The sequence below is a fragment of the bacterium genome (assembly GCA_040755755.1).
Lineage (GTDB): Bacteria > SZUA-182 > SZUA-182 > DTGQ01 > DTGQ01 > DTGQ01.
The window spans coordinates 1-25,084 of the sequence record JBFLZW010000021.1 but is presented as its reverse complement, the minus strand read 5'-3'; the positions used below and the strand labels follow the sequence as shown (position 1 = coordinate 25,084).

At 48.4% G+C, this 25,084-nt stretch carries 19 protein-coding genes; 8 read left to right on the top strand and 11 right to left on the bottom strand.

Going from position 1 to position 25,084, the window contains the following annotated elements; translation table 11 throughout:
* The first annotated feature begins 270 nt into the window (after positions 1-270).
* From AB1611_07345 to AB1611_07335, 3 genes are read left to right on the top strand one after another with little or no spacing between them, the layout of a single operon-like run.
* Positions 271-1,506 (top strand): HlyD family efflux transporter periplasmic adaptor subunit, encoded by a 1,236-nt coding sequence (locus AB1611_07345; protein MEW6379407.1) that lies wholly within the window; start codon positions 271-273, stop codon positions 1,504-1,506.
* Positions 1,496-4,462, top strand: a complete 2,967-nt coding sequence (locus AB1611_07340) for an ATP-binding cassette domain-containing protein (protein ID MEW6379406.1) — start codon at positions 1,496-1,498, stop codon at positions 4,460-4,462. Before AB1611_07345 ends, AB1611_07340 begins: the two co-directional genes overlap by 11 nt.
* A complete protein-coding gene (locus AB1611_07335) occupies positions 4,463-6,748 on the top strand; it encodes an ABC transporter ATP-binding protein (GenBank protein MEW6379405.1) in 2,286 nt (761 codons plus the stop codon).
* Positions 6,749-8,087: 1,339 nt separating this feature from the next.
* Here the strand turns inward: AB1611_07335 and AB1611_07330 are convergent.
* The 11 genes from AB1611_07330 to AB1611_07280 all read right to left on the bottom strand — a co-directional run bounded on the left by AB1611_07330 (position 8,088) and on the right by AB1611_07280 (position 21,304).
* The gene (locus AB1611_07330) at positions 8,088-8,303 is read right to left on the bottom strand and encodes a hypothetical protein (protein ID MEW6379404.1); all 216 of its coding nucleotides are present in this window, start codon (positions 8,301-8,303) and stop codon (positions 8,088-8,090) included.
* A 1,591-nt stretch (positions 8,304-9,894) separates the two neighbouring features.
* Positions 9,895-10,854 (bottom strand): hypothetical protein, encoded by a 960-nt coding sequence (locus AB1611_07325; GenBank protein MEW6379403.1) that lies wholly within the window; start codon positions 10,852-10,854, stop codon positions 9,895-9,897.
* An 81-nt stretch (positions 10,855-10,935) separates the two neighbouring features.
* Positions 10,936-11,088: a hypothetical protein gene (locus AB1611_07320; GenBank protein MEW6379402.1), complete on the bottom strand. Its 153-nt coding sequence runs from the start codon at positions 11,086-11,088 to the stop codon at positions 10,936-10,938.
* 189 nt (positions 11,089-11,277) lie between these two features.
* Complete coding sequence (locus AB1611_07315; protein MEW6379401.1) at positions 11,278-12,189, bottom strand: PqqD family protein; 912 nt, start codon at positions 12,187-12,189, stop codon at positions 11,278-11,280.
* A gap of 206 nt (positions 12,190-12,395) precedes the next feature.
* A complete protein-coding gene (locus AB1611_07310; protein ID MEW6379400.1) occupies positions 12,396-13,520 on the bottom strand; it encodes a radical SAM protein in 1,125 nt (374 codons plus the stop codon).
* A 220-nt stretch (positions 13,521-13,740) separates the two neighbouring features.
* Positions 13,741-14,625 (bottom strand): hypothetical protein, encoded by an 885-nt coding sequence (locus tag AB1611_07305; protein MEW6379399.1) that lies wholly within the window; start codon positions 14,623-14,625, stop codon positions 13,741-13,743.
* A complete protein-coding gene (locus AB1611_07300; GenBank protein ID MEW6379398.1) occupies positions 14,579-15,430 on the bottom strand; it encodes a cysteine peptidase family C39 domain-containing protein in 852 nt (283 codons plus the stop codon). Before AB1611_07300 ends, AB1611_07305 begins: the two co-directional genes overlap by 47 nt.
* 81 nt (positions 15,431-15,511) lie before the next feature.
* Complete coding sequence (locus AB1611_07295; protein ID MEW6379397.1) at positions 15,512-15,727, bottom strand: hypothetical protein; 216 nt, start codon at positions 15,725-15,727, stop codon at positions 15,512-15,514.
* 11 nt (positions 15,728-15,738) lie between these two features.
* On the bottom strand, positions 15,739-17,616 hold the full coding sequence (locus tag AB1611_07290) for an ABC transporter ATP-binding protein (protein MEW6379396.1): 1,878 nt from the start codon (positions 17,614-17,616) through the stop codon (positions 15,739-15,741).
* 361 nt (positions 17,617-17,977) lie between these two features.
* On the bottom strand, positions 17,978-18,151 hold the full coding sequence (locus tag AB1611_07285; GenBank protein MEW6379395.1) for a hypothetical protein: 174 nt from the start codon (positions 18,149-18,151) through the stop codon (positions 17,978-17,980).
* A gap of 1,716 nt (positions 18,152-19,867) precedes the next feature.
* Positions 19,868-21,304 (bottom strand): N-acetylmuramoyl-L-alanine amidase, encoded by a 1,437-nt coding sequence (locus AB1611_07280; protein ID MEW6379394.1) that lies wholly within the window; start codon positions 21,302-21,304, stop codon positions 19,868-19,870.
* 173 nt (positions 21,305-21,477) lie between these two features.
* Between AB1611_07280 and AB1611_07275 the strand changes: the two genes are divergently transcribed.
* From AB1611_07275 to coaBC, 5 genes are all read left to right on the top strand, one after another.
* Positions 21,478-22,362, top strand: coding sequence for a YicC/YloC family endoribonuclease (locus tag AB1611_07275; protein MEW6379393.1), 885 nt, complete (start codon positions 21,478-21,480; stop codon positions 22,360-22,362).
* A gap of 33 nt (positions 22,363-22,395) precedes the next feature.
* On the top strand, positions 22,396-22,674 hold the full coding sequence (locus AB1611_07270; GenBank protein ID MEW6379392.1) for a DUF370 domain-containing protein: 279 nt from the start codon (positions 22,396-22,398) through the stop codon (positions 22,672-22,674).
* Between the two features lie 11 nt (positions 22,675-22,685).
* Positions 22,686-23,309 (top strand): guanylate kinase, encoded by a 624-nt coding sequence (gene gmk / locus AB1611_07265; GenBank protein ID MEW6379391.1) that lies wholly within the window; start codon positions 22,686-22,688, stop codon positions 23,307-23,309.
* A 77-nt stretch (positions 23,310-23,386) separates the two neighbouring features.
* Positions 23,387-23,734 carry a DNA-directed RNA polymerase subunit omega gene (gene rpoZ / locus AB1611_07260; protein ID MEW6379390.1) on the top strand — a complete coding sequence of 116 codons (348 nt, stop codon included), beginning with the start codon at positions 23,387-23,389 and terminating at the stop codon, positions 23,732-23,734.
* Positions 23,728-24,939, top strand: a complete 1,212-nt coding sequence (coaBC, locus tag AB1611_07255; GenBank protein MEW6379389.1) for a bifunctional phosphopantothenoylcysteine decarboxylase/phosphopantothenate--cysteine ligase CoaBC — start codon at positions 23,728-23,730, stop codon at positions 24,937-24,939. The genes rpoZ and coaBC overlap by 7 nt, the downstream gene beginning before the upstream one ends.
* Positions 24,940-25,084 lie beyond the last annotated feature (145 nt).

Genomic DNA, 25,084 nt, shown 5'->3' with positions numbered 1-25,084 from the left:
AGCCCGATTCAGGCAAAGGAGCCAGGAGCCAGAATGGGCGCACCCGAATTGCCCGAATGACGATCATCAATGCTAATGCCAATACCAAAACCAGCCAGGAAACATCTATCCCGCCTCATAAATATAATTTCTTAACTTATAAGTTACATAAAATTTAAGTATAATGCCGATCTTGATATAACAATAGTTGCCAAGAAAAATTGCTAAAATAATCCTGGCGGCATATTCTCGTTAACCAAAATATCCTCAATCCACGCATTGGAGGCACTGATGTCCAGGTTTTTTTCCCGTTCCCTGCGGGCGCTTCGGGCCGACAGCCATCGGCGGTCGGTGTTGTGCCTGGTGTTTGCCGCTGTGGTTTTGGTTCTCTGGGCAATCTGGTTTTTGGCGGCCAGAGTCACCCTGTATGAGGTGAGCGGGGCAGCAATGATAGAGCTGGACCTGGCGGCCTATTCGCTGGACGCTCCCATCGGGGGGCGGGTTGTGGCCAATCACATGGTGCTGGGCCGGAAGGTGCAGCCTGGCGACCTTCTGGTTGAACTGGATACGGCCTCGGAGCACCTGATGGTTGCTGAGGAGCGCTCTCAGGTGGATGCCCTGAGCCGGCAGCTCGATGCGCTTTTCAGAGAATTGAAGGCTCAGAGGCAGGCACATTATGAGTATCAGCAGATAGCCCGAAAAGCCATTGATGAGGCCCGGGCCAGGCAGCGGGAAGCGGAAGTGGACTTTGTGCTGCTGGAGGACGAATTCAAGCGGATGGAGGTCCTGCGGGCTGATGGCATTGTGTCCGAGGTGGATTTCCTCCGTACAAAAGCAGAGATGCAAAAGCGCCAGGAGGTGGCTGAGGCGCTCAAACTTCGTGCCCATCAACTCGAATGGGAGGAAAAGAACCGTCAGAGTGAAAGCCGGGTGCGCAGAGAGCAGATCAAACGCCAGATAGCTATGGTCAAGGGAGAAATAGCGGCCAAGACCCTGACTATCGAGCGGCTCTTCGGCGAGATTGGCAAGGGTTCAATTCGGGCACCGGTGGCCGGGCAAATTGATGGCATGAAGGATCTGAGGATCGGGTCGGTAATCCATGAGGGGGAAAGATGTGGAACCATTCTCACTCCGGGGCGGCTTATCATTACAGCTCTTTTTTCTGCATCAGAGACGGTAGGCCGCATCCGGCCCGGTCAACGGGCACAGCTTCGCCTGGACAGCTTCCCCTGGACCCAATATGGCTGCATTCCAGCCAGGGTCGCCAGGATCGCCAGTGAAGTCAGGGATGGGCAGGTCAGGGCTGAGCTTGCTCTTGACCCGAACCTTGTCTCTTCTATCCCTCTCCAGCATGGTTTGTCAGGTTCGGTTGAAGTCGAGGTGGATCGAACCACACCGGCAGAGCTGGTACTGCGGCTTGTGGGAAAGCTGCTGACGCGCCCCTCGAAAAGCTTCGGCTCGATGGACGGACCTGCCGGGTCCGCTGCAACGGCTGGATCAGTCACCGGAGGACACAATGTCCGCTGACGGCGCCGCCAGCACGGCCAGCCCTTCCTCCCCCCGGCATGCCCCAGGAAACCGCCGGCGCCTGATTATTCCGGAAATCGTCCAGACATCGAGCATGGACTGCGGGCCAGCATCTTTGAAGTGCCTCCTTGAAGGTTTTGGCATCCGGGTAAGCTATGGCCGACTCCGTGAGGCGTGCCAGACCGATGTCGATGGCACCTCCATGAACACCCTGGAACAGGTGGCCATGCAACTGGGGCTCGAAGCAGAACAGATCATGCTGCCGGTCGATCACCTGCTGCTCCCCCAGGCCAGGGCTTTGCCCGCCATTGCCGCTGTGTGCAGCCCAAGCGGGCTGACGCACTTTATTGTCATCTGGCGGATTCATGGCCGCATCGCTCAGGTCATGGATCCGGCTACCGGCAGAAGGTGGCCAAGATGCAGGCAGCTTCTCCATGAGCTGTATGTTCATACCATGCCGGTTCCGGCTGCGGCCTGGCGGGATTGGGCAGGGACGCCCGAATTTCTGGGGGCCCTCTGCCACAGGCTGGCAAGGCTTGGATTATCACGGAGGAAAATAATCCTGCTCGTACAGGAGGCGCTCCAGGACCCTGGCTGGCAGCCGATAGGCACCCTGGATGCGGCCTGCCGGATGGTCGATTCCCTGGTCAGATCAGGGGCACTGAGACCGGGACGGCAGGCTCATGGCGTGATCAGGGCTTTCTTTGAACGCGGGCGGGGAGAGGCGGCACAGGAGATGGCAAGAGTCATTCCGGCTGCCTACTGGTCAGTTCAGCCCGCTCCGGCCGGGATGCGGGGTGAAGAACAGCTTTTCCTGCGCGGCGCTGTGCTCGTCCGGGCACTTGGCAGGCAGGCGGCAGCAGGAAGGATGGCCCTCTACACTGCGGTTGAGGGGCAGGATAGTATACCCGAAAGCCAGGATCGAGGCGCTTCTGTTCAGCCGGGTACCGCCAACCCGGATAGCAGCCCGGATAGCGGGGCAGGTCCCGCTGCTCTTTCGGTCGAGCTCGAAGCAGCCATCCATGAGCGGCCGCTCAAGGCCGGACGTGAGCTTCTGAAGCTCCTGGCTCACGACGGTTTCCTGTCTGCGCCGCTTCTCATTGTCGCCCTGGCTATGGCAGCTACCAGTGTCATTATCCAGGCCCTGCTGTTTCGCGGGCTTTTTGACCTTGGCCGGGAGCTTGGCCTGGCCGGGCAGCGGCTCGAATTCATGGCCGCGATTCTCGTTTTTGCAACTGCGGCTCTTCTCCTGGAGCTTCCGATTGCCGCAGAATTACTGCGCCTTGGACGGCATCTTGAGTCCCGCCTCCGGCTGGCCTTCATGGAAAAAATTCCCCGGCTCCATGACCGCTACTTTCAAAGCCGCCTTACCTCGGATATGGCCGAGCGAAGCCACAGTGTACAAACTCTGCGGCTTTTGCCAACCCTTGGCGGCCAATTCATCCGCACGACCTTCGAGCTTGCCCTGACTACGGCTGCAATTGCCTGGATATACCCGCAGAGTGCGCTGATTGCCCTGCTGACCACCCTGCTCAGCGTCGGCCTGCCCCTTATCGTCAACCCCTACCTGGCTGAGCGAAATCTCCGGGTCCGGAACCACGGCGGGGCCCTGAGCCGTTTCTACCTCGATGTAATGCTTGGCCTGGTGGCAGTGCGTGCTCACAGTGCGGAACGGGCCGTCCGCCGTGAGCATGAGGACCTGCTGGTCGAGTGGGCCAATGCAGGCTTTGGCTTCCAGGCCGCGGTAGTGGCCATCGAGGGCCTTTTGTCCTTCATCGGCTTTGGGCTGGCTGCATGGCTCCTGTTCAGCTATCTGGCACACGGAGGTGATGCCGGGGGGGTCCTTTTACTGGGGTACTGGGCCCTGAATCTGCCAAATCTCGGTCAGATGGTGGCCACGATGGCCCGGCAGTACCCCAATCATCGCAACGTGACCCTGCGCCTGATTGAACCTCTCGGCGCTCCCGAAGAACCAACCGCCGGGGAAACGGCGGCTCCGCAGGGCAAAGCAGATATTCAGGGCGGGGAATTGCAGGAGTCTGATGATAGTCCGGGCTATCCGCCGGGAACAGTGAAAGTAAGACGGGGAGTATCCCTTCTTCTCGAAGGCGTGGGTGTGCGGGCAGCCGGGCAGATCATCCTCACTGACATTGACCTGGCCATCGAGCCGCAAAGCCATGTGGCCATCGTTGGCCGCTCAGGTGCAGGAAAATCCACGCTGGTCGGCATTTTTCTCGGCTGGCACCGCCCCTTCAGCGGACGGGTCCTGGTTGACGGATGCCCCCTCACCGCTGACCGGCTTGAGCGGCTTCGCCGTGAAACGGCCTGGATTGATCCTTCGGTGCAGCTCTGGAACCGCTCCCTGCTCGAAAACCTCTATTATGGAATTGCCCCCGATGCATCACTGCCGATCGGACAGGCGATACAATCGGCTGGCCTGCACAGTGTTCTGGGACGGCTGACAGCCGGGTTCCAGACCCGGCTCGGCGAGGGCGGAGTCCTGGTGTCAGGCGGTGAGGGGCAGCGGGTTCGCCTTGCCCGGGGAATGCTCCGGCCTGGAGTGCGGCTGGTGATCCTGGATGAGCCATTCCGGGGGCTCGATTACCGGCAGCGGCAGGACCTTCTTTCGAACTGCCGAAAGCTCTGGCCGCAGGCCACGCTCCTGTGCATTACCCATGATGTAGGCGAGACCATCGGCTTTGACCAGGTCCTGGTAATGGAGGGGGGGCGGATTGTTGAGGCCGGTGCTCCGGCTGACCTTGCCAGCAGGCCCGATTCACGCTACCGGGCGATAGCGGAAGTGGAAGAGAGGGTCAGAAGAGGTTTCTGGTCCGGTCCGGCCTGGCGCAGGCTGCGCCTCGATGCAGGACAGGTGATCGAAGAAGCTGCTGTTGACGGGTGGGAGGAGAGCAGGGGATCGGCGGACAGGATGCTTTCAGCACAGGGGGAGTTTTAGATGGAACATCAGAAATTAAGCCAGAAATTAACTGGAAAAATTTTTTCGGAGCCGGAGGCTTTCTCCTGGCCGGTCTCCCGGTTAGGCGAAGCCCTGGAAATTCTGGCCAGAAAAAGCTCACTCAAGCCCCTGCCGATCGAAATGCCCGGACCGCCGCAGAGCATTATTCAGCAATTCCAAACCGAATCCCAAACCGCCGGGGGCGATAGCGGTGCAGGTAAAGCCCTTGAGCAGTGGATCGAGTCGGCTGTCAGTTACCTTGGGCTTGAGGCCGAGCCAATCGATATCACCTATGACATGACCGGCAGGCTTTTGCAGGGTGCCGCCCCGGCACTCATTCCCCTGCCCGGACAACCCGGACACCCCGGTTTTCAGGAAGCCCCGCGTTTTTTGGCCCTTGTTCCCGGCAAACGGCAGGGCCGGAAAAATCAGCCATTATCCATTCTCGGCCCTGACCACAAGGTGCACCGGATCGCCCTTGAGACAGTCCAAGCGATACTGTGCCAGGGGCTGGAATCATACCTTGCCCCTGAGATCGACCGGTTGTTCGCTGAGGTCATGGTCAGCAGGCAGCGCCATGCACAGGCACGGGCAGTCATTCTGTCCGAGCACCTTGGCCCGGTGCCGGTTACCCGGTGCTGGCTTCTGCGGCTTTCGCCGGGCGCAGGCTTTTGGCAGCAGATGCGTCAGGCCCGCCTTCCGCGCTCCTTTTGTGCCCTCACCGGGGCCTACACGGTTCAATACGCACTGATGGTCTTTGCCTGGTGGGTAATAGGGCGGGGGGCATTGCAGGGCAACCTCGATTTGGGGTGGCTCCTGGCCTGGGCGCTGCTGTTATTCACCATGATCCCCTTCCAGATGGCCGCGACCTGGTTTCAGGGCGCTCTGGCCATCAATGCCGGAGGACTCCTCAAGCAGCGGCTCCTGTATGGTGCCCTGCAGCTTGAGCCTGAAGAGATCAGCCACCAGGGTGCCGGACAGCTCCTTGGCCGGGTCATTGAATCCGAAGCCCTGGAATCCCTTGCCTTAAACAGCGGATTTACCAGCATAGCCATGATCATCGAGCTGATTGCGGCTACCGTGGTTCTTGGAATCGGCACAGGAGGAAGGCTGAATATCCTCCTGTTTCTTGTCTGGGTGATGATATCCCTTTTCTGGGGCTGGCGCTACCTCACCGACCGCTGGGAATGGACAAAGATGCGTCTTGAAATGACCCATGACCTGGTTGAGCGGATGGTTGGCCACAGGACCAGGCTTGCCCAGGAGCGGCGTGAACACTGGCACGATGGAGAGGATCAGGCGGTCGAGCGCTACCTGGAGCTGTCAAAGGCTATGGATTCACGGGCAGTTCTGCTCACGACCCTGATACCCTCGGGGTGGCTGGTTCTGGGCCTTGCCGGGCTGTCTGTGGCCTTTGTTTCGGGTCAGGCAGGATCGGTGGGGGTGCTGGCAGTCGGCCTGGCCGGGGTCTTACTCGCCCAGCGTGCCCTGGGAAAGCTCCCGGCAGGGCTTATGAGCCTTGCCGATACCGTCATTGCCTGGAAGCAGGTCGCCCCGCTCTTTCATGCAGCAGGCCGCCCCAGAGCCTGCGGGCTGCCTTCTTCCTCAGCTCTTGTCCATACGCACGAGCCCCATTCCCCGAAGGAGAATGAACAGAATGAGCAGCACGAGCAGTATCCGGTGATTGAGATGCATAACTGTGCCTTTCGCTACCGGGGCCGCAGCGAGCCGGTTATCTACGGATGCAGCCTGCAAATCAGGGCCGGTGACCAGCTCCTGCTCGAAGGCCCCTCCGGGGGAGGAAAATCCACCCTGGCCTCTCTGCTCATCGGCCTGCGCGCGCCTGAGTCGGGCCTTCTTCTGATGCGGGGACTTGACCTTTCAACCGTCGGGACACAGACCTGGCGCCGCCGGGTGGCCGCCGCGCCCCAGTTTCACGAAAACCATGTCCTCACCGGCACCCTGGCCTTCAATCTCCTGATGGGCCGGCGCTGGCCGCCGCAGCCCGGTGACCTTGAGGAGGCTGAAGCAGTCTGCCGCAAACTCGGCCTCGGCAGCCTGCTCGACCGCATGCCCGCAGGACTGATGCAGATGGTCGGGGAGACCGGATGGCAGCTTTCCCATGGAGAAAAAAGCCGCATCTACATTGCCAGGGCACTGCTCCAGGGCGCAGACCTGATCATTCTCGATGAGAGCTTTGCCGCGCTTGACCCGGAAAGCCTCCATCAGGCCCTGGCGTATGTCCTTGAGCAGGCCCCCACCCTCCTGGTTATTGCCCATCCGTAAGCATACATCCACCAGCCCGTAAACCTTACATTTTGACCGTGCCTGGATAAGGTACCACGTGTTAAGCTAAGTGCACACCAGGGAGTGGAGGAGGGGCTTCCCTCATGAAAAAGGCAGCGACCACATGTATTCGATAGTCGCTAACGGAAGAGGGTGAGGCTGCTTTTTTGCCCCACCAAATACCGCACGCGATCCCTTGGTCGAGCCTAATTGGCCGCGGATTTATCGCGACGGGTAATAAGCTGGTCTCTTTTCTCCCTCGCCCCTTTGGAAGAGGTCTGGCAGGGAGCCTCTGTGGCAAGTGAGGGGCTTTCTCGATACGTAGCCTAAAGCTATTGACATTGCCTTCAAAAGACTACAGTCTATCCTACCTGAGTAGTTTCTCTTACTCTTACTTCGACCTTTCGAATATAGATCTCGCAACGGCCAGGGCTGCACACATTCACTGTACAAATTAAGTCAAAATTCTGCCTAATAATACCAAATTTTTTAGCCTCCAAATAATCTGGCCTTCTTTCATAATTTATAATTATATCAAGTAGTTAACTTTTTAATTTCCATAATCTACATAAAATTGGTACTTGAATTTACTAAAATATACATCTTTTTGTAGTAATTATTCTCCAACCTTAGTGACGATATATGTTCAGTGTTGATAACTGAGAGATAGTGCCCTGCGGTGCTATCATCAACCAGGTACATCATGGGAGATTTATTTCGGAGGAAGGGTTTTTACAACTATTACCATGCCCCAGTATGGGGCATGTATGCCTTCAGCTTGAGAGTAATCCCAAGCTGGGGCTAAACCCTGAGATAAGGAGGTGAAAACTATGAAGATAGCAACTAACCTTAAAGCAGGTTTTCGGGTAACTCCCTGGAGCTTTACTATCGTGGATTGGTTCTGGTTAACTCCGTTGGGTTTATTCAATTTCTTTGCCTAGTATCACCTTAGGCAGTAGCGGGAAGGCCTTCCCACCCAGGCGGTGGGAAGGTCTCTCCGCCAATAGTGGGAAGGCCTTCCCACCATTGATAAGCTCTTCTTCAGTGGAGGGGTGATACTCCACGAGGCCGGATCAGCAGGCTAAAAGGAGAGATCAAAAAGGCTGGATAGAAAGGCCGGAAACTTTTGGCAATCCTAAAAAAAGGAGGTGAAATCATGAGGATAGCAACAAATCTGAAAGCAGGTTTTCGCGTCACTCCCTGGAGTCTTACCATCGTGGATTGGTATTGGTTAACTCCATGGGGTTTATTCAATTTCTTTGCCTAGTATCACGTAAAGCAGTGGTGGAAAGGCTTTCTGGCAGCAGTGGAAATGCCTTTCCACTATTGCCAAGCTTTTTCAGCGAAGCCGGTTATTAGAGTGATACTCCACAAAGCCATTCAACAGGCTGGTAATGGAGAAATCAAAGATAACCCGGACTGGAGAGAAATGCCGAAAGCCGTTGGTAATTTTGGAACAAGGAGACAATGAGACAAGGAGATCAATAGTGAAGATAGCAACCAACCTTAAATCAGGATTTCGTGTTACTCCCTGGAGTCTGAATATCTGGTGCATAAGTGCATTAACACCATTTGGATTTTTCCATTTATTTGCCTGATACTGATAATGCAATATAACCAGGAGGCATACCTGATTTGGTTATGAAAAGGCTTATTGTTCGGAGGAGGTACACTACACTCTGAACTGAGGACGTCCAGTTATTATATCCTTCAGAGAGTCAGAGAGTGTCTGTATTACAGACCCATGCTCTCGGGAGGCGGTTTTAGAGAGGGCATTTCCGGCCCAGTCTATGAACCGAAGGCATATTACGGAAAGGAGGTGAAAAAATGAAGATAGCAACCAGTCTGAAAGCAGGATTTCGTGTTACTCCCTGGAGTTTGACTCTCATTAACTGTTTCGGATTAACCCCGTGGGGTTTATTCAATTTCTTTGCTTAACCTTAATGGAGTATGGTTATAGATTATAGAGTAAAGGAAACAATTTCACCTTAGCCCAAGATGCCCTCACGCCTGGAGAATGGATTTTCTCTCCGGCGTGAGGGTATTGATATTGATATTGAGAGCATGGCAATGTCGTGAACGAGAGTTTTTTCCAGGTACAGTGATCAGGTACAGTAATAAGTTCGCCTTCAGCAGGTATTTACTTTTAGTTACTTCCCCTTACACTCCTCCCCCTTGAGGAGGGAGGTTGGGTGGAGGTGAATACAGGAACCACCCTGGAATATACTTATGATCAAGAATTTGCTACTACCCTTGGTAATGTTGATAACTTAGATAACCTTGATAACCACGAAAAGGACCGGGTGAAACCATGAACATAAAAACCAGCATCAAAGCAGGGATACTGATTACTCCATTTTTTATCTGGATTCCGCGCTTTACAGTTTTTACTCCCTTTGGTTTTTTTCGTTTCATATAACACGGCAGAGCAGAGGCTCTCTGCCTATTCGAAAGGAGGTGATGGCATCCGGCACTGGAGCAGGTCCGACACTGAGGCATGTTTACACTGGGGCAGGCTCCCGGAATTTTTCAGCCAGGTTCTCGAAGAAAGTATGGATATCGAAGACAATACGCTCTTTCCGGGGGGGCGTGTGCGGACAGGATATGAAAAGCCTTGACTGGGAGGATGGTTAAGTTACTGAGAAGACCGGATATCGCCTTCGGCTTTTGCTCTGCTGCGCACTTGAGGTGTGGGTGTTCGGAGGAACTGGATACAGCACAGGATAGCAGGATACATTTGCGCTTACGATGGCAAGGCGGCAGGAACGGCAGGCCAGGTGCGTAGTTGCGCGATAGACTTTCGCATTTCGCAGGGCAGCCACTACGCACTTTAGGCAGGCAAGCCAGTACGTACTTCGCCAGAACATCCGGGGCTGGTACACGCACCTTTGTGACCTGCTCAGCAATTAGCTGAGGGTTGTTCATCCGGCAGGGGGAGCAGACTTCTCAATATACTTTGACTACTTCGTTGTTCGCAACGACCATTTCGCCATCGCAATCGCAACGGCCATTTCTCCATTAGCTTTATCCATTTCGTCATTCCCGCGAAGCCTTTGAGGATTTACAGTGCTCAGCGTTCACTGTATCTTCTTTTCCCCTTTGTGCCTTTGTCCCTCTGTGCTTTGTGCCTGAGTAGTTACTTTTAATCAATCAAATAATTCCTTGATAACCTCCTTAATATTAATATCTTGCTCTGCATTTGCATCAAAATACTTACTCGGAAACCCTCCATTATTAATTTCACAAGACTTTGTTGTAACAGTTGACACGAGCTTATTATCTTTATATGTCATTACCTTAAAAGGAATTTCTATATTGTCTTTAATGGTGCGAAAGTCAGAAATAACCATAATGTAAATTTCACCTTTTAGCCCTATGGATTCGACTTTGCGTAACATCAGTTTTTCTTTATCAATCCAAAGTCTGTTAATAGAGTTCTTTTCTACTTTTGGGGGTGATACCTTACCAGGTGCTATGAGGTAACATTCAGATTCATCAATTTTCTCGATGCCTTTGATCTCCGCCCCATCAGGAAGCAAGTCCCACCATTTCCTTTCAGCAGTAGTCTGAATTTTTTTCTTCATGTCCTCGGAAAGCCTGGTCTTTACTCCGGAAGAAATAGTCCAATAGTCTGTTCCATCATAAATGGTAATAGCCTTTTTACCCTGGTTAAGTTTTGAGGTAATTTCAGCCTCCATCCGGAACTTTTCACCCTGCTTAAAAGATTTAATAATCGAAGTAATGTTATCTTTATCAGTAACGGTAATTGACTCCTGGACAAGTGCTATATTGGGTATCGCTGCCTTAAGGTTTTCATGTTTCTCCCTGGCAGTTTGAGTAATGTAAGTTATGTCTGGTAAATCCATTGGGAATCCTTTCGCTGGTAATAAGGTGAAAAAGGAGAGGATTAATAATGTTAACGATATTAGTATTGATATTGATGATAACCGGGGCATTATTATTGATATCCTGGCACTCGGTTTCAAATTCCAACCAGATTCTTGAGACTTCGAAAAGTACAATTTCTTTTTACTCTCCATACTCATTTTCCCGCAAGATCTTCTTTTCATATACTTTCCTGTATTTCTCTTATTATTAATCTCCATAAAACTCTTCCCAGGGGAGAAGAGTTTTTAGCCTATCATTCAGACAAAAATCACGCTGCTCAAACTAACTCTAAGCAGCAATTACAGGACCAGATATATGCCCACACCGCCTGTGCCAAATGGCCAGGTGAAAGATAGAAAAGGTACAAAGACCAGAGCAAAAGCCCAGGCACCCATTACTTCACCCATTTGGGCATCACCTAAAGCCTCGATTGAAGGTCTTTCATATGCCATAATTTTCACCTCCTCCCTAATTTTTTATAATCTCTCTAAAAAATAGACAGAATTTTCTGATAGGCTCCTTCTCCCCCGGGAAGATAATATACTATATGAATTACTAAGGTGTATCTGTAAGACACTTCTGATCCAGTTCATATAAAAAGTTTGAATACATATGTCCTAACTACAGTAATCAACTATCAATTAATTATATGTAATATTGCTTCTTTGTTTTTCAACCTCGTCGATAAATAAAGGATCATATATCCAACTCATGATCCTCAGGTCATGATTTAATCCTAACTCATCCCTCAGTATGCCTTCCTGTTTATATCCTTCATCAACAAAAATTTTTTCGAATTCAGGAGATAACTTTTCATTCATATCCTCATATAATTTTATTTTTCTAATTTTAAAAACGGAAATAAATGGCAAATTATCCGCAGAATATCTCAGCAAATCTTTTAAGATGCTTTTCTTCGCGATTACTAAGTTAAAAGATGCAGCCTGATTAGGAGGCATTGGCAAAGCGATTGATATGAGGCTTAAAATTTCTTTTTTATTGAAATAAATAAAAAAATCTTCATAATATCTAAACATCTTTTGCCTCATTGCTACTTCTGAATACTCATTTATTGGATCAATAAGCGAACTTCTATATAAAAACAGTTCCGAATTTTCTTTCTGTTCAAGCTTTTTCTCCGATATGCCTGATTTTTCAATAAATGCCTTAATTTCTAATATATCCTCTTCAACTCCAATCCTAAAAAATGTTTCATCAGAAATTATTCTTTCTCTTTTAAAAAGAAAAGGATTTTCATTTTCCCATTGAATAATCATTAACCTGGAAAAACTTGCAAGAGTATTGTGTACATCATTTCTTATTAATTCGATAGCTGCATTTTGGTATTTGTCCTTCATGGCTTTTACTATTTCTTCAATCGTCCTCGTTCCATCGCAATACATTAAGACTTCTTTGGCAGTGCGATTTATAATTAACTCTCTCGTCTCCGGATGAAACTTAGGAAGAATTGTCCAATTACTATCCTTTTCTTCTCTCTCGTATATAAGATTTTCCTTTTTAAAAATAGGGCGATGATTTTCCAAACTTTGCATAATTAATTTCTCCCATTATTTAATAAATTATTTTTAGATAAAAATAATAATTTTATATCAAATTAATTTATCCATTGATTTTGATTTTCATTTCGGCTGTCACAGAGGCTCCATGTACCACATCATCGCCATCCTTGCAGGAGCAGTAGAATAGAGAAGTTTAGGACATGCTCCCGCTTTCGCGGGAATGACGAAATGGCTGGGTTTCAATTACCAGGCAGGCTTCCAGCCTGTATTTCTCTTCTTGCTCCTGAATTTTGACTCCTGACTGTTGACTCCTTAACTTTAAATAAGTTGTCATCAACAAGATCAACATAAATATCTTCATCAAACATAACAATTGGCAAACCATTATGTTCTTTTCCTAAATCCGGAATGCTTTTAATTTTGTTCGCAAATTTTTTTAGTAACTCCGATTCCCACATTCGAGCCAGCCCTGCATCCCAATATTTGATAAAAGAATATCTTTTTATATTCCCTACAACTATTGGAAGATAAGGTGATGCAGCAATATCACCATTTGAAAAAATATGTACGAAAACAACACAATGTTGTGCTACAGAGGAATTTCTTATAAGATGGTCAATAGGATCGCCCCAGTCTATTGATGCTGATCCATATTTATAACAAAGGGAATTGATCGTTCTCATCAAATTACGATATTGTAGTGGTGTTGGCTCTATTCCCCTAATGTTCAATTGAGCTCTGCCCAAAAGCATTAATGGCTGGATACGAATACTATCTACTTCCCGTTCCTTACACATATAAAAAACCTTCTCAAACTCATGACAGTTAAACCGGGTAGGACAAAAAGCAACCCCTACTATTGTCTTGGAACCATTAATACTTTTAAGTATCGAAATAGCATCTAATACTTTTTTAAAACTCCCCTTAAATCCACGGAGTCTCTCATGGGTTTCAGCGCTCGCACCATCAAGACTAACTTGTATTCTTTCGATCCCACTATCAAGAAGACGTTTTGCTCTGTCCTCAGTCATTAATGAACCATTAGTAACAAGAGAAACCATGATGTTTTCTCGCGATAGAATCTTTGCGACCTCATAGACTAATTCCTCTCTCAATAATGGCTCTCCCCCACATATGCAAAGGTTTAGAGGCTTAATTTTGACAACATCTTTAATAAATTTTATAACTTCCTTATCCTTTAGTTCATCGTGTATTCTATCGTGCTCGCCACTTCTGTTATAACAATGAAGGCATTTAAAATTACATCTATTAGTTATATCAAAAGCCATTTGAAGCGGGCCTTTTAGAATTTTGGCATGTTTAATCGGGATCGAAGATGTTGCTGGTGTTTGTAGCTCTGCCATTTTTAACTCCCCTTTTTGATATATGTTTGAGTACCATGGCCTACAAAGTTATATAAGTTCAACCAATTGCTCATATATGAAGGTGTGCTCTATTTCCCATCCCTTAACAGAAGGGTAGTTCTTGTATTCACCCCCACCCAGCATCCCCCCTCAAGGGGGAGGAGAGTAGTGGAGGCCCCATGCATTACTCCTGGGTAATTCTATAAGAGATTTCAGCTTATTACCGCGTAATCGTGTACGAGATTCCGGCAGTAACTTCCCAGGTTAATCCGTTATACATATTGAGCAAATAAATATCCAATCCTTGTTTTGGGGTCGAGAAAAAGGTTGTCCCGACCTTAAGAATATAATTTTCTTTCTTTTTCCCTGTTGAAATGCCAAGGTCTGAATTAAGGGTGAACTTATCATTCACAACAAAATAGGTACCGTAGCTGGCCTCAGCATTCCAATATTGGTAAATTTCTTCCCGGTTTTCCTCTCTCCATAAGGGTTGACAAAAGCTTAAGTTTATTACATGAATTATGGGATCATAAGCACGGCTTATGATGATAGAGGGTTTCGTTGTTAATATTTTATTTTCTTTTATATTTAACTTGCCTAATTTACTCGTATTAGATTGATTTTGATTCATATTCATAAAACCCTGCCCATTACCGTTACCATTCGCTTTCGTTTCCTGTGATTCCAGTTCATAGAGTCTATTCATCGTAGGTAACTGCGTCTCCAGAGAAAGCCGGATAGTTTTGCCTTTCCATTTGAAGCTGTACTGAGGAGTGATAACAACATTACCGAGTAAAAGATAAACCTGTTTTTCTTCGTTCTCCCCTCTGGCATCTTCAAGCTCTTTATTGGAATATATAAACGGCGCACAAGTGAAAAATGCCCACCCTCTGCTGAAAAAATGCCCGTAGGTTATCGTAGGCTGGGCCACTCTAAATCTGATTGACTCAGTGACATAGCTTCTGTACTTCAAATCCAGAGAGTAGAGAGAGCCTTTCTCGAAAGATAACCTGAATATCGATCCATCAGTTTCTGCCGCAACTGCGGCCTTGGGAATGCTAAAAAGTAAAGAAATGATAATTAAGTTTAGGGTAAGCTTTTTCAAAGTAGTTCACCTTTAATAAGTACTTTTGAGCGTTAATGATTTCAAATTTCAATCTCTTGGAGGTTTTGTCCAAGATTGCTTTATCTTTATCAGCAGGTAATGCGATCAAAATACGGCCGGTAAATTCAGAGCTGAAACTTTCCTCAGAAACGACCCGATTGCCAAATGCCGGATCCTTTATGATGAAATAGCCATCGCGATAGCCCAGCAGGAGAGAAAAGTGGCCCATGTCATACTTCCCCTGCGTTCTCATGGTATGGATAATGATTGGCACCGGAGTCTCTTCCAAAACCATAAGAAGAGCCGATAAGTTTACCTGATACCCGGCTGCCTTATACCCTTTACTCTGGATAAAGTTTTTCATATCCAAAAAGCTGATTCCTCTTTTCTCGATGATGATATTTTTGAGAAAATCGTTCGCTATTTCATCCTCATGTACCGGCAGGTCGAAATAATAGGTAAAGAGCGTAGCAAGAGTAGCCAGGCCGCACGTGTATTCTGACATCTGTCTATCCACGCGGGAGAACTTAACATCCATATATGACCTTACCTTCATGAGAGTATGCTTCTCAGTGCCCTTTGTGATACCCTTTTCCATTGGAGTCACCGGATACATTGGATACACCGGGGGGGGCACCGGATTCACTGGATTTGCTGGGCTCACTGGACTCGCTTGATTCACTTGATTCACTTGGTTCGCCTCATTCACCGGATGTATTTGACGCCTTTGGCAAAATCCATTTGATTTGATGAGCAATATAACCGCCGCACTGCCTGCTGCCATGAATATATATTTATGGTTCATACGCTTATGATTAATTGCGATTAATGCTCTTATGCACCTTGTTGCTAACCCTCTCCATGCAGAGGGCCAATGTCATCAGCTTCAGGATACTAACCAAGCAGGCCCCTCACCCCAGCCCTCTCCCCGGAGGGGCGAGGGAGTATAAGTGCCCTCACGGGCAGTATAGGAGCCCTCACCACGGGCGAGGGGAGTATAAGCGCCCTCACGGGCGAGGGAGAACAAATGCCCTGCGGGCGCAGGAGAATAGGTGCCCGCAACGGGCAGAAAAGGGCTACACTCCTTATTTTTAACAGTCATTGTCAAGCTTCCTATGCGACCAGGCTTTCATGAAGGCTTGGGCTTGCCCCATCCTCAAGCCCTGGGCTTGCATCGCCAAGACTTGGACTCACATCACCAATACCCGGACTCACATCACCCTTAATACCTGGACTTGCCCCACCTTGTAAGACCGAAGAATACAGCCTGGAAAAGTAACTGGTTTCGTCATTTATCAATACCCGGGGAACACCTGATTCCTTGATCACACCGTGTTCCATGATGGCCACATTATCCGCCAGCAGAATAGTCGAGAGGTTATGGGCAATGAAAATTATGGTGCTGTTTTCTTTCAGTTCCAGGAGTGAGCGCTTTATCTTTTCTTCCGTTTCCGGGTCTACAAAAGCTGTGGTCTCATCGAAGATAAATACTTTCGGTTTGAACAAAAAGGCGCGGGCCAGAGCGATTCTCTGGGCCTCGCCTCCTGAAAGATTGATACCATTGGAACCGATAACGGTCTCGAGACCGTTGGGCATTTTATAGATGAAATCCACGCCCGCTTTTTTCAAGGCCATTAAAACCTTTGTTTTATCTAAATCCTTACATCCATAGGTAATATTCTTCAAAATCGTCGTATTGAAGACATGGTTGGTCTGAAGGGTCATGAGAACCGATCTTCGCAATGAAGAAAGTTTAATGTCCCGGATATTTTTCCCGTCCAGATAGATACTGCCCTCCTGGGGATCGAAAAACCGGACGATAAGGCGGCAAAGGGTTGTCTTTCCGCTGCCGCTGGGACCAGCCAGGGCAAAAATACTTTTTGAAGGAATATTCAAGCTTACATTTTTTAATATTTTATGGTCATCATAGGTAAAGGAGCAGTTTTCTATTGAAATATTGCCCTCCTGGGGAACAAAATCCAGAGCGTGCACAGGTTCAATAACCTGCGGTTTGACCTGATCGTATTCGTTAATCCTGGAGAGGCTTGATCGTACATCGGGGAACGTGAGGAATAATTCTGTCAAAGTATAAATCGGTTTATAGAGAATATTGGCTAACATCAAGAAGGCCAGAAGCGTTCCCAAGCTGATTTCATTATTGATAACCAATGACCCGCCGTACCACAATACCAGGACGATCCATAAGTTGCTGATTATCAAGTTGACATTCTCTGAATACTTATGGATGAGAAAGTTTTTCAAATCTATGATTAATTTCTCGTTCAGGAGGCCAAGAAAACCGTCCCGTTCCGGCTTTTCATTTGAAAAAGAGCGGACAAGCTCTATCCGTGAAAAATGCTCTACGGTATATTTGTGAACCTCCTGGGCCTTTTCCTTGATGAGAAAGGAATACTTGAGAAGCGGCTTGTTGAATAAAACGATTACCAGTGATTGAACAGCAAGGATAATGAAAACAAATACGGCCAGATTTTTATTCCAGGTTATCATCGTGATACTGGCTATTATTAATATTAATTGAAACGGGATCATCACTGAGCATTGAGTCCAAAATCCGACTAATTTTTCCGTGTCTGTTAAAATCCTGTAGGTAATATCGCCTCTCGTTACCTGATTAAAGAAATTCAGGGGAGCCATTTGAATATTCTTGAATAAATCCATTTTCAGTTGTATTCCACTCTTAGCGAAAACCTTGAAGAGCAGGAAATTGGCCACCAGAGAGGTAAGGGCCATTATGGCGAGAATACCGAGTGATACCAAAAAGGTAATTAAGAGAATCTGTGTATTCCTCTGTATTATTGCGATATCGATTACAAATTTTGATATGAAAGGGATTGCCAGGCTGCAAAGCTGATTTATAATTGATAAGAATATGCCTGCGATAATAAACTTTACGCCGAGAGTTTCTTTTACATATTTTATGTATAAGCTGAAGCAGTTTTTAACATCCTCTTTCAGTTGGAGTCCTTTCATTTCTTTCCCTTTTTATGCAGGCTTCCCTGTTGAATAGTATGCAGGCTTTCAGTTGACAGGTTGTTGAGACTGCGGGCTTGTCAGTCTGTCAGTCTCAAAGCCTTTCTCAATGGTGGGGACGCCTTGTCTTTTTCTGACAGCCTATATATCTGCAGCTATCTACCTGAATAGTTACTTTCCTGAAACCCTTTGAGGTTATGGCCTATCCGAAAATCCCCCCTCACCCCACCCCTCTCCCAGTTGGGGTGAGAGGGAGTGAACGGTTACAACGGTATCAGCATTGGAGCCGTCCCCATTTCCCGGATAGATTTCAAAGGCCTGTCAATGGCCAAATGTATTTTCGAATGTATTACCGAATGGCTCAGTACCCAGCGCGATAAATCCGCAGATACATCAGCAGCCGGTCAGAATCAACAATCAGATCGCGTGCGGTATTTGGCGGGGCGCACGCCCCGATGAAAAAAGGGTCACGAAAAGCACGAAGGACCACGAAGAGCACGAAGAGGTTAAATTTTTTAAGGAAATTATCAGTCATTATTCTTTCTGTATCAATAAAAGATGAAAGTTATTAACCAGAGGCTAATAAATTGTTTTTAAAAGCTCTCCTATTTCTTATCTTTTTTATCTTCGTGTCTTTTCGTGATCTTCGTGTCCCCACTTCCCCTTAATTATCCTCATCGAGTGTCACGTTCGGAGCGTACAGTCAAGAATGCGTGTGACAGCTTCTCCTGATTTGTTATAGCTTCGCCCCGTAAGTTCCATCTCCTTATTTTATCTAAAATTTTATATTCTATTATACTTATAGTTAATTCTATTTTCATACTAATTAAATACGTCAGATATATCGGATAAAGTTTTTATAAAACGTTATCGAATTCACCCTTATTTAAATTTTTTTCCAGCATGATGAAACAGCAGTGAAAATTCAATCGGTTATGACTTGGTTTTATGTCTTTCCCAAGAGCCGCTCCGGATTTACCGTTTCTCTGGAGAACCGCATAATAGTGCCCGTATAAGGAGGTAAAACTCTTTAGTTTCATCTTGGTTAAGGTAATACTCATGGTCTTGAATCTTTGCTGCGGGCTGTACTCTCTGGATTACCTGCTTCGATAGCCGAAATTTCTAACCCCATCCACCGGATGAATGGGGCTGGGACAAGAGTGCTCCGCTACTCCAGAGCATTATGGTGGCGGCCCCTCACATTGGAACCGGAACCATCATAAAGGCATCATTGTACAAAATGTTATAGCTTCGCCCCGTAAGTTACATTCTTCTCTTTCAGTTAATAGTTATATATAACTAAAACTATACCGATACTGAATTATATTTTGGTACAACTTAAATACAATGCATACATCGGTAAATTTTCTAACAGAACGCTATCATGTTCAGCCCTGACTAATTTTTTTGCCACTTCCTTTTTTAAAAACCAATATGTCTCAGTGATGGCCAAATTCGACACTGGCTCCAAGATAACATGGGGACCTCTCTACTCCCTCGCCCCCTTTCAGAGGCAATGGTATTAAGTTAAGAGCAGGCGTGGGGCTCAAGGGCAGTGTTTTTCTCCCTCGCCCCTGAAGGGCATAGGTGTTAAGCTAACGTTTCCCCTATGGCTGGGATAGCCTGTCCCTATTGGAAATAGCCAATAAATCTCCTCCCCCTTGAGGTTCAGGGGCGGACAGGTTTATTATTCCCTCTTTTCATGGGGGAATTTATCCAGAGGGGAAGTGAGAGGACACGAAGCGCACGAAGGGACATGAAGCGCACGAAGATAAAAAGATAAGAAGTGGAGAAGGGTTATAAGGATCAAGTTACAATGGGTATTACAAGGTAATCCCGGCTATTTTCAAAAGCGGCAGTATTGAGCCATCCGCAAGGAAAGTGGCCGCCAGATCATCTTTCGATCCAGGAGAAGGAAAGCGGTATCGTGCTACCGCAGTCCAAAGCGGCTACCGCCGCAGAAGGCAGGAGCATTATCTTGAGGGTGTAAGAGCATCATTGCCCCCCAGAGGGATATGAGATTAAGCTGGCCGTATGATTCGTTCTGTACATGTCATTTGGATTAAGGTTGGCTTTTGGGCTTTTGTTCAAGGGTGGAACTTCGGCGCATGGACGTTGCGCGCAGGGCAGCGATTTTCCCGGTGGGGGATGAATACCGGAATCCTCCCCTTTGGTATATCCTCCCCCTTGATTATGCTAATACTCTTGGGAGCTTCCTGAGATTGGCGATTGGCCGTAGAGTCGTATTGGCTCAGAACCGGGGGGTGTCGGCCTCGGCTTTTGCTTTGCCGTGCACATCAGGTGATTCAGGAGAAGTCGGCTCCTCGTGCATTCCCCCCATCAGGCAAACCCATACTGACTTTCCTATTTGCCGGGCGATTTGCCGCTGGAACTCCTGACTGATCAGCTTCTTTTCATCCTGACGGTTGGTAATATAGCCGATTTCCAGTAAGGCGGAGGGGATTGAGGGGGATTTTAAGACCGCAAAATTAGCACATTTGACACCCTTATTATGGAATCCGGAAGAATGCAGGCCATCGAGCGTCGCATTGCAGATCCTGATACTCTCGCTGGTGGTATAGGTTTGCACCAGGTCGATCAGGATGGTATTGACTTCCTTATCCTTACTGAGTTTGACGCCGGCAATGAGGTCCGAAGAGTTCTCTCTGGCGGCCAGCAGCCGTGAGGCCCGGTCACTGGCGGAGGTTTCGGATAAATAGTAAACGGAAGCTCCCTGCACATCCTTTTTCCTGCTGGCATTGGCGTGAAGGCTGATAAACAGGTCCGCATGGTGTCGATGGGCAATGAGAATCCGTTTGCGAAGGGGAATGAAATAATCCCCGTCGCGGGTCAGATGGACCTGGATTTCCGGAAAGTGCTGGTTAAGGTAGCTTTTAAGCTCCCTGGCAAGCTGCAAAACGACATCTTTTTCCCTGGTTCCATTACTGCCGATAGCTCCGGGGTCCTCTCCGCCATGTCCCGGATCAATGACCACGACCTTCTTTTTTCCCGCCCTGGTATTGCTCTCCTCCCGCTTGATGTTTTCCTGTTTGATATCCCTGTCCCCCTTCCCCCGGCCATCATTATCTCCCTGCTCATGGTTTTTCTCCACCCCGATGACCTTTGGCTCTGCCCCAATGCCCCCTGGCTTCGCTCCAATGTCTCCTGGCTCAACCTCGGTGACCTTTGGCTGGAGCTCCTGGTGGTCCTTCGGCTGAAAAAAGTCCAGAACGATCCGGTGGGGTTTATCCAGTTCGGGCTTAAGGGTGAAAATCTTATAGTCAACCATCCGGTTCAGGGAAATCCGGACCACGAGACTGCGGGATTCCTCCTGGTTATTGATCCGCACCTGTCTGACCAGGGGACTTTTGAGCATCATGGCATCTTTGTGCGACCTGTCTTCACAATCTTTCAGGACGATAAAAACTGACTGCTGATCATCGGCCAGCTGGCTGGTAAAGCTGATAGCCTGCGAAAGATCGAGGACTACCCGGGTAGAACCGTTTGGTGAGGAGGAATAACGGACATCCTTAAGGTAAGAAGGGGAGGATGCCGCTGCCGTGAGGGAACAAAAGGCCAGGGTGACGGTCACGATGAAGCCAAAAGCGGTTTTTACAGTAACATCTTTCATATAAGCATAAGCGTAAGCGTCGTAAGCGGTCAAAAAGGCTCTGGATGATGAAGTCATACCGGCGAAATTTAATCGTATAAAATATAAAGCATAGTATACCTACAAGTGAATGTCAAGACGGTCAATGGATAAATTGTGTAAAATCCATTGACATTGCTATAGTAATAATATATCATCTTTGGTCAAACTGGTAAAATTAATCCGTAAGGGAACAAGCAGGAGACGAGTAAATGATTGTAAGTATGACCGGATATGGCTGCGGAACAGCTCAAGGGGATGGAGTAACCATCTCCGTAGAAGGCAGATCCTTGAATCACCGATTTTGCGATGTCTCTATCAAATTGCCCGCATCTCTCAGCAGCCTGGAGAAAAAAATCCGCGATATGGTTATGTCCTTTTTCCAGCGGGGAAAGATCGATTTATATATCTCCCTGAATAAACAGAGCGATACGGCTCAATTGCAGATCAATTTCGAGAATGCCTCCAAATATTATCAGGCTCTTCTCGGATTATGCAATCATCTGGAGATCAAAGAAGAGGTCAGTCTATCCTCGATGACCCCTTTTATCCGTGATATCATTGAAGTTCAGGAATCCAGCTTAAATGGGAACGGAGATATGCATTGGCCGCTCATCGAACAGGCTGTGCAGCAGGTGCTTGTCTCGATTCAAAGCATGAGAGCGAGTGAAGGAAAGTCACTGTGTGCTGACATCCAGCACAGAGTTGAGTATATCGAAACCATTATCAGCTCCATCCAGGAAAAAACCTCGATGCTGGTCAGGGAATACCGGGATCAGTTGTCTGCCCGGATTGCCGAGCATTTTCCGGAGCTGTCCGTGGAGCCCGGACGTCTGGAGCAGGAGATCGTGATGGTAGCCGAAAAACTCGACGTCACGGAAGAGTTGACCAGAATCAAAAGCCATTTCAGCCAAATGAAGGAATTCCTGGCATCTGATGGGCCGATGGGCCGCAAGCTGGACTTTCTGCTGCAGGAAATCCATCGGGAAGTAAACACTCTGTCATACAAGTCCAATAGTGCGGATATTTCTCAAAAAGTGGTTGAAATCAAAGGTGAGCTGGAAAAAATCCGGGAGCAGATCCAAAACATCGAATAAACCTCCGGGAGAGACGCTCTTGTCTACTCGCCTATGTATGGGAGAAATCAGTTGAGCAGTAATAATCAGTTGATCAATGTCGGTTTTGGGAATATTGTTTTTGCCTCAAGGATCGTTGCTATCGCTATTCCGAATTCAGCGCCGATGAAACGGTTCAAGGAGGATGCCAGAGAGAGCGGAAAGCTCATTGATGTCACTCATGGCCGGCGTACACGATCCATTATTATCACTGACAGTGGCCATATCATTCTTTCTGCCGTGCAGCCTGAGACGATTTCGCAGAGGATTGGCCTCGAAACTTCAAGCATATAACTACCTGTCCCATGGAATTGGACCTTCAAAGCTATGAATCTGCTGTTTTTGTAATCTCAGCTCCTTCAGGCGTGGGGAAGACAACATTACGCAATATTCTGCTCTCCCGTCTTCAAAACCTTTATTATTCGATTTCCTGTACCACGCGTCCGCCAAGGCCTGGCGAGGTGAATGGCCGGGATTATTTCTTTGTGTCTCACGAGGTTTTTCAGAAAAAGATCGAGAACGAATCGCTGCTCGAGTGGGCGATGGTGCATCAGAATTTCTATGGAACGCCGAAGGAGCCTATCATCGCCGCCTTGCAGGATAAAAAGGATATCCTTCTGGACATCGATGTCCAGGGGGCCAGGACATTGCACGAGAAGATGCGGGGGGCAATCTTTATTTTTCTTCTCCCCCCCTCCTGGCAGGTTCTTGAGGAGCGATTGCGAAGCAGAAAAACGGAAACGGATCAGGAGGTAGAAGACCGGCTGAATACTGCCCGGAAAGAGGTCCAAAGCTGCCGGGAGTACGACTATCTGGTGGTGAACAATGACCTGGAAGAAGTGGTTGAGAAAGTCAAAGCCATTATTTTAGCGGAGCATTGCAGACCTGGCAAGATGAGGTCTGTCGTACAGGAACTTTTATTGCCATAATTGCTGGAGAGCACTATTACTCATTAGGCGAAATGGAGTAAGCAATTTATCCGGAACAGATACAGGGAGGCAAAAGAATGACAGAATCTCCTCAGCAAGGATCCAAGACCCAGTTGAAATCAAAGTTTCAACTGGTAATTGCTGCGGCTAAAAGAAGTAAACAGATTGCAGGTGAGGCCAAGGCAAGAGGCTTGAGCCCGAATCAGGTAGCGCTGGTTAAATCAAAATCCACCAAATCTACCACGCTGGCTCTGGAGGAATTAAAGGCCGGGAAGGTTCGTTATACCTGGAGTAAAGGCTTGCCCGTTGAAACGATGGAACCGGATGAGCAGCCACAGGATCAGGAAGAAATGGACCCGGACGGGCATAGGCATATGGAACCATTGCCATCCGAGAGCAGCGAGATACCTGAAAGCAAATGTTAGCTCAAAAAGAGGTCGTTCTGGGAGTGACCGCAAGTATCGCTGCCTATAAAGCGGTCGAGATACTGAGAGGGCTTCGCCGTCTGGGGGCTGCCGTGACCGTAGTGATGACCCGAAACGCTGCTGAATTTATCTCTCCCCTCACCTTTCAGACCCTTTCAGGGCAAAAGACGGTTATAACCCTGTTCGACACAGCCGCTGAATTCAGGCCGGAGCATATTGCACTGGCGCACAAGGCTGATTTACTGCTGGTAGCTCCGGCTACCGCCAATGTGATTGGAAAATTCGCCGCCGGAATTGCCGACGACTTCCTGACTTCGCTCTTTCTGTCTCTGCGCTCACCCGTTCTGCTGGCTCCAGCCATGAATCCGGCCATGTATGCCAACCCCTTCGTTCAAAGGAATCTCCGGATACTGGAAGCTGAGGGAGTGGGGATCATTGAACCGGCTGTGGGCGAAGTGGCCTGTGGGGAAAGCGGGAAGGGAAGATTAGCGCCGATCGAGGATATCCTTGATCGTGTGGTGCAAAGGCTCGGGGGAAAAAGCCCGCTTCGTCAGCGCAAAGTGGTTATCACGGCCGGTCCTACCAGAGAATATCTCGACCCGGTCAGGTATCTCAGCAACGGATCTTCGGGCAAGATGGGATTTGCACTGGCCAGGGCCGCTTTGCGGCGAGGCGCCAGAGTCACCCTGATCAGCGGCCCGACATCTCTTCCCCCTCCTGATTCCGGCATCGAATACCTTCCGGTAGTGACGAGCCGCGAGATGATGCAGGCCGTCGAGCAGCATTTCCCCTCCTCTTCGGTCACCATCATGGCAGCGGCGGTCTGTGATTTCAAACCACTTCACCAGGCCAGCCAGAAGATCAAGAAGGCCGGATCATCAACCGCCTCCCTTGAATTGGAGGCTACTCCCGATATCTTAAAGCATTTAGGTCAGATAAAAAAACACCACATCCTGGTCGGATTCGCCGCTGAAACCGAGAATGTCGTGGCCAATGCAATGACCAAACTCAAAGAAAAAAACCTGGACCTTATCTGTGCCAACGATATAACCCAGGAAGGGGCTGGCTTTGAACGAGATACCAACATCGTGACCATCATCGATTCACAGCAAAAACTCATCCATCTGCCCCTGATGAGTAAAGAGAAGATAGCTGAAAAAATCCTCGATGCCGTCGAAGACCTGCTGAGGGAAAAGATCGATTAACCTTTCTTCCTATACATCCTCACTACTGTCCGGACGTTGAATAAAAAAAATGCTATAACCCATGTAAAACTAGCCAGGTGAACCTGAAAGCCCAATTCGGGCAAAGGAGTCAGGAGTCAGGAGCCAGGAGTCGGAATGGATCGGC

Bases quoted from the DNA above. Each gene is read 5' to 3' on its own strand.
- AB1611_07345 (MEW6379407.1), top strand. From the start codon at position 271: ATGTCCAGGTTTTTTTCCCGTTCCCTGCGGGCGCTTCGGGCCGACAGC.
- AB1611_07340 (MEW6379406.1), top strand. From the start codon at position 1,496: ATGTCCGCTGACGGCGCCGCCAGCACGGCCAGCCCTTCCTCCCCCCGG.
- AB1611_07335 (MEW6379405.1), top strand. From the start codon at position 4,463: ATGGAACATCAGAAATTAAGCCAGAAATTAACTGGAAAAATTTTTTCG.
- AB1611_07330 (MEW6379404.1), bottom strand. From the start codon at position 8,303: ATGCACCAGATATTCAGACTCCAGGGAGTAACACGAAATCCTGATTTA.
- AB1611_07325 (MEW6379403.1), bottom strand. From the start codon at position 10,854: ATGGAGATTAATAATAAGAGAAATACAGGAAAGTATATGAAAAGAAGA.
- AB1611_07320 (MEW6379402.1), bottom strand. From the start codon at position 11,088: ATGGCATATGAAAGACCTTCAATCGAGGCTTTAGGTGATGCCCAAATG.
- AB1611_07315 (MEW6379401.1), bottom strand. From the start codon at position 12,189: ATGCAAAGTTTGGAAAATCATCGCCCTATTTTTAAAAAGGAAAATCTT.
- AB1611_07310 (MEW6379400.1), bottom strand. From the start codon at position 13,520: ATGGCAGAGCTACAAACACCAGCAACATCTTCGATCCCGATTAAACAT.
- AB1611_07300 (MEW6379398.1), bottom strand. From the start codon at position 15,430: ATGAACCATAAATATATATTCATGGCAGCAGGCAGTGCGGCGGTTATA.
- AB1611_07295 (MEW6379397.1), bottom strand. From the start codon at position 15,727: ATGACTGTTAAAAATAAGGAGTGTAGCCCTTTTCTGCCCGTTGCGGGC.
- AB1611_07290 (MEW6379396.1), bottom strand. From the start codon at position 17,616: ATGAAAGGACTCCAACTGAAAGAGGATGTTAAAAACTGCTTCAGCTTA.
- AB1611_07285 (MEW6379395.1), bottom strand. From the start codon at position 18,151: ATGACTGATAATTTCCTTAAAAAATTTAACCTCTTCGTGCTCTTCGTG.
- AB1611_07280 (MEW6379394.1), bottom strand. From the start codon at position 21,304: ATGACTTCATCATCCAGAGCCTTTTTGACCGCTTACGACGCTTACGCT.
- AB1611_07275 (MEW6379393.1), top strand. From the start codon at position 21,478: ATGATTGTAAGTATGACCGGATATGGCTGCGGAACAGCTCAAGGGGAT.
- AB1611_07270 (MEW6379392.1), top strand. From the start codon at position 22,396: ATGTATGGGAGAAATCAGTTGAGCAGTAATAATCAGTTGATCAATGTC.
- gmk (MEW6379391.1), top strand. From the start codon at position 22,686: ATGGAATTGGACCTTCAAAGCTATGAATCTGCTGTTTTTGTAATCTCA.
- rpoZ (MEW6379390.1), top strand. From the start codon at position 23,387: ATGACAGAATCTCCTCAGCAAGGATCCAAGACCCAGTTGAAATCAAAG.
- coaBC (MEW6379389.1), top strand. From the start codon at position 23,728: ATGTTAGCTCAAAAAGAGGTCGTTCTGGGAGTGACCGCAAGTATCGCT.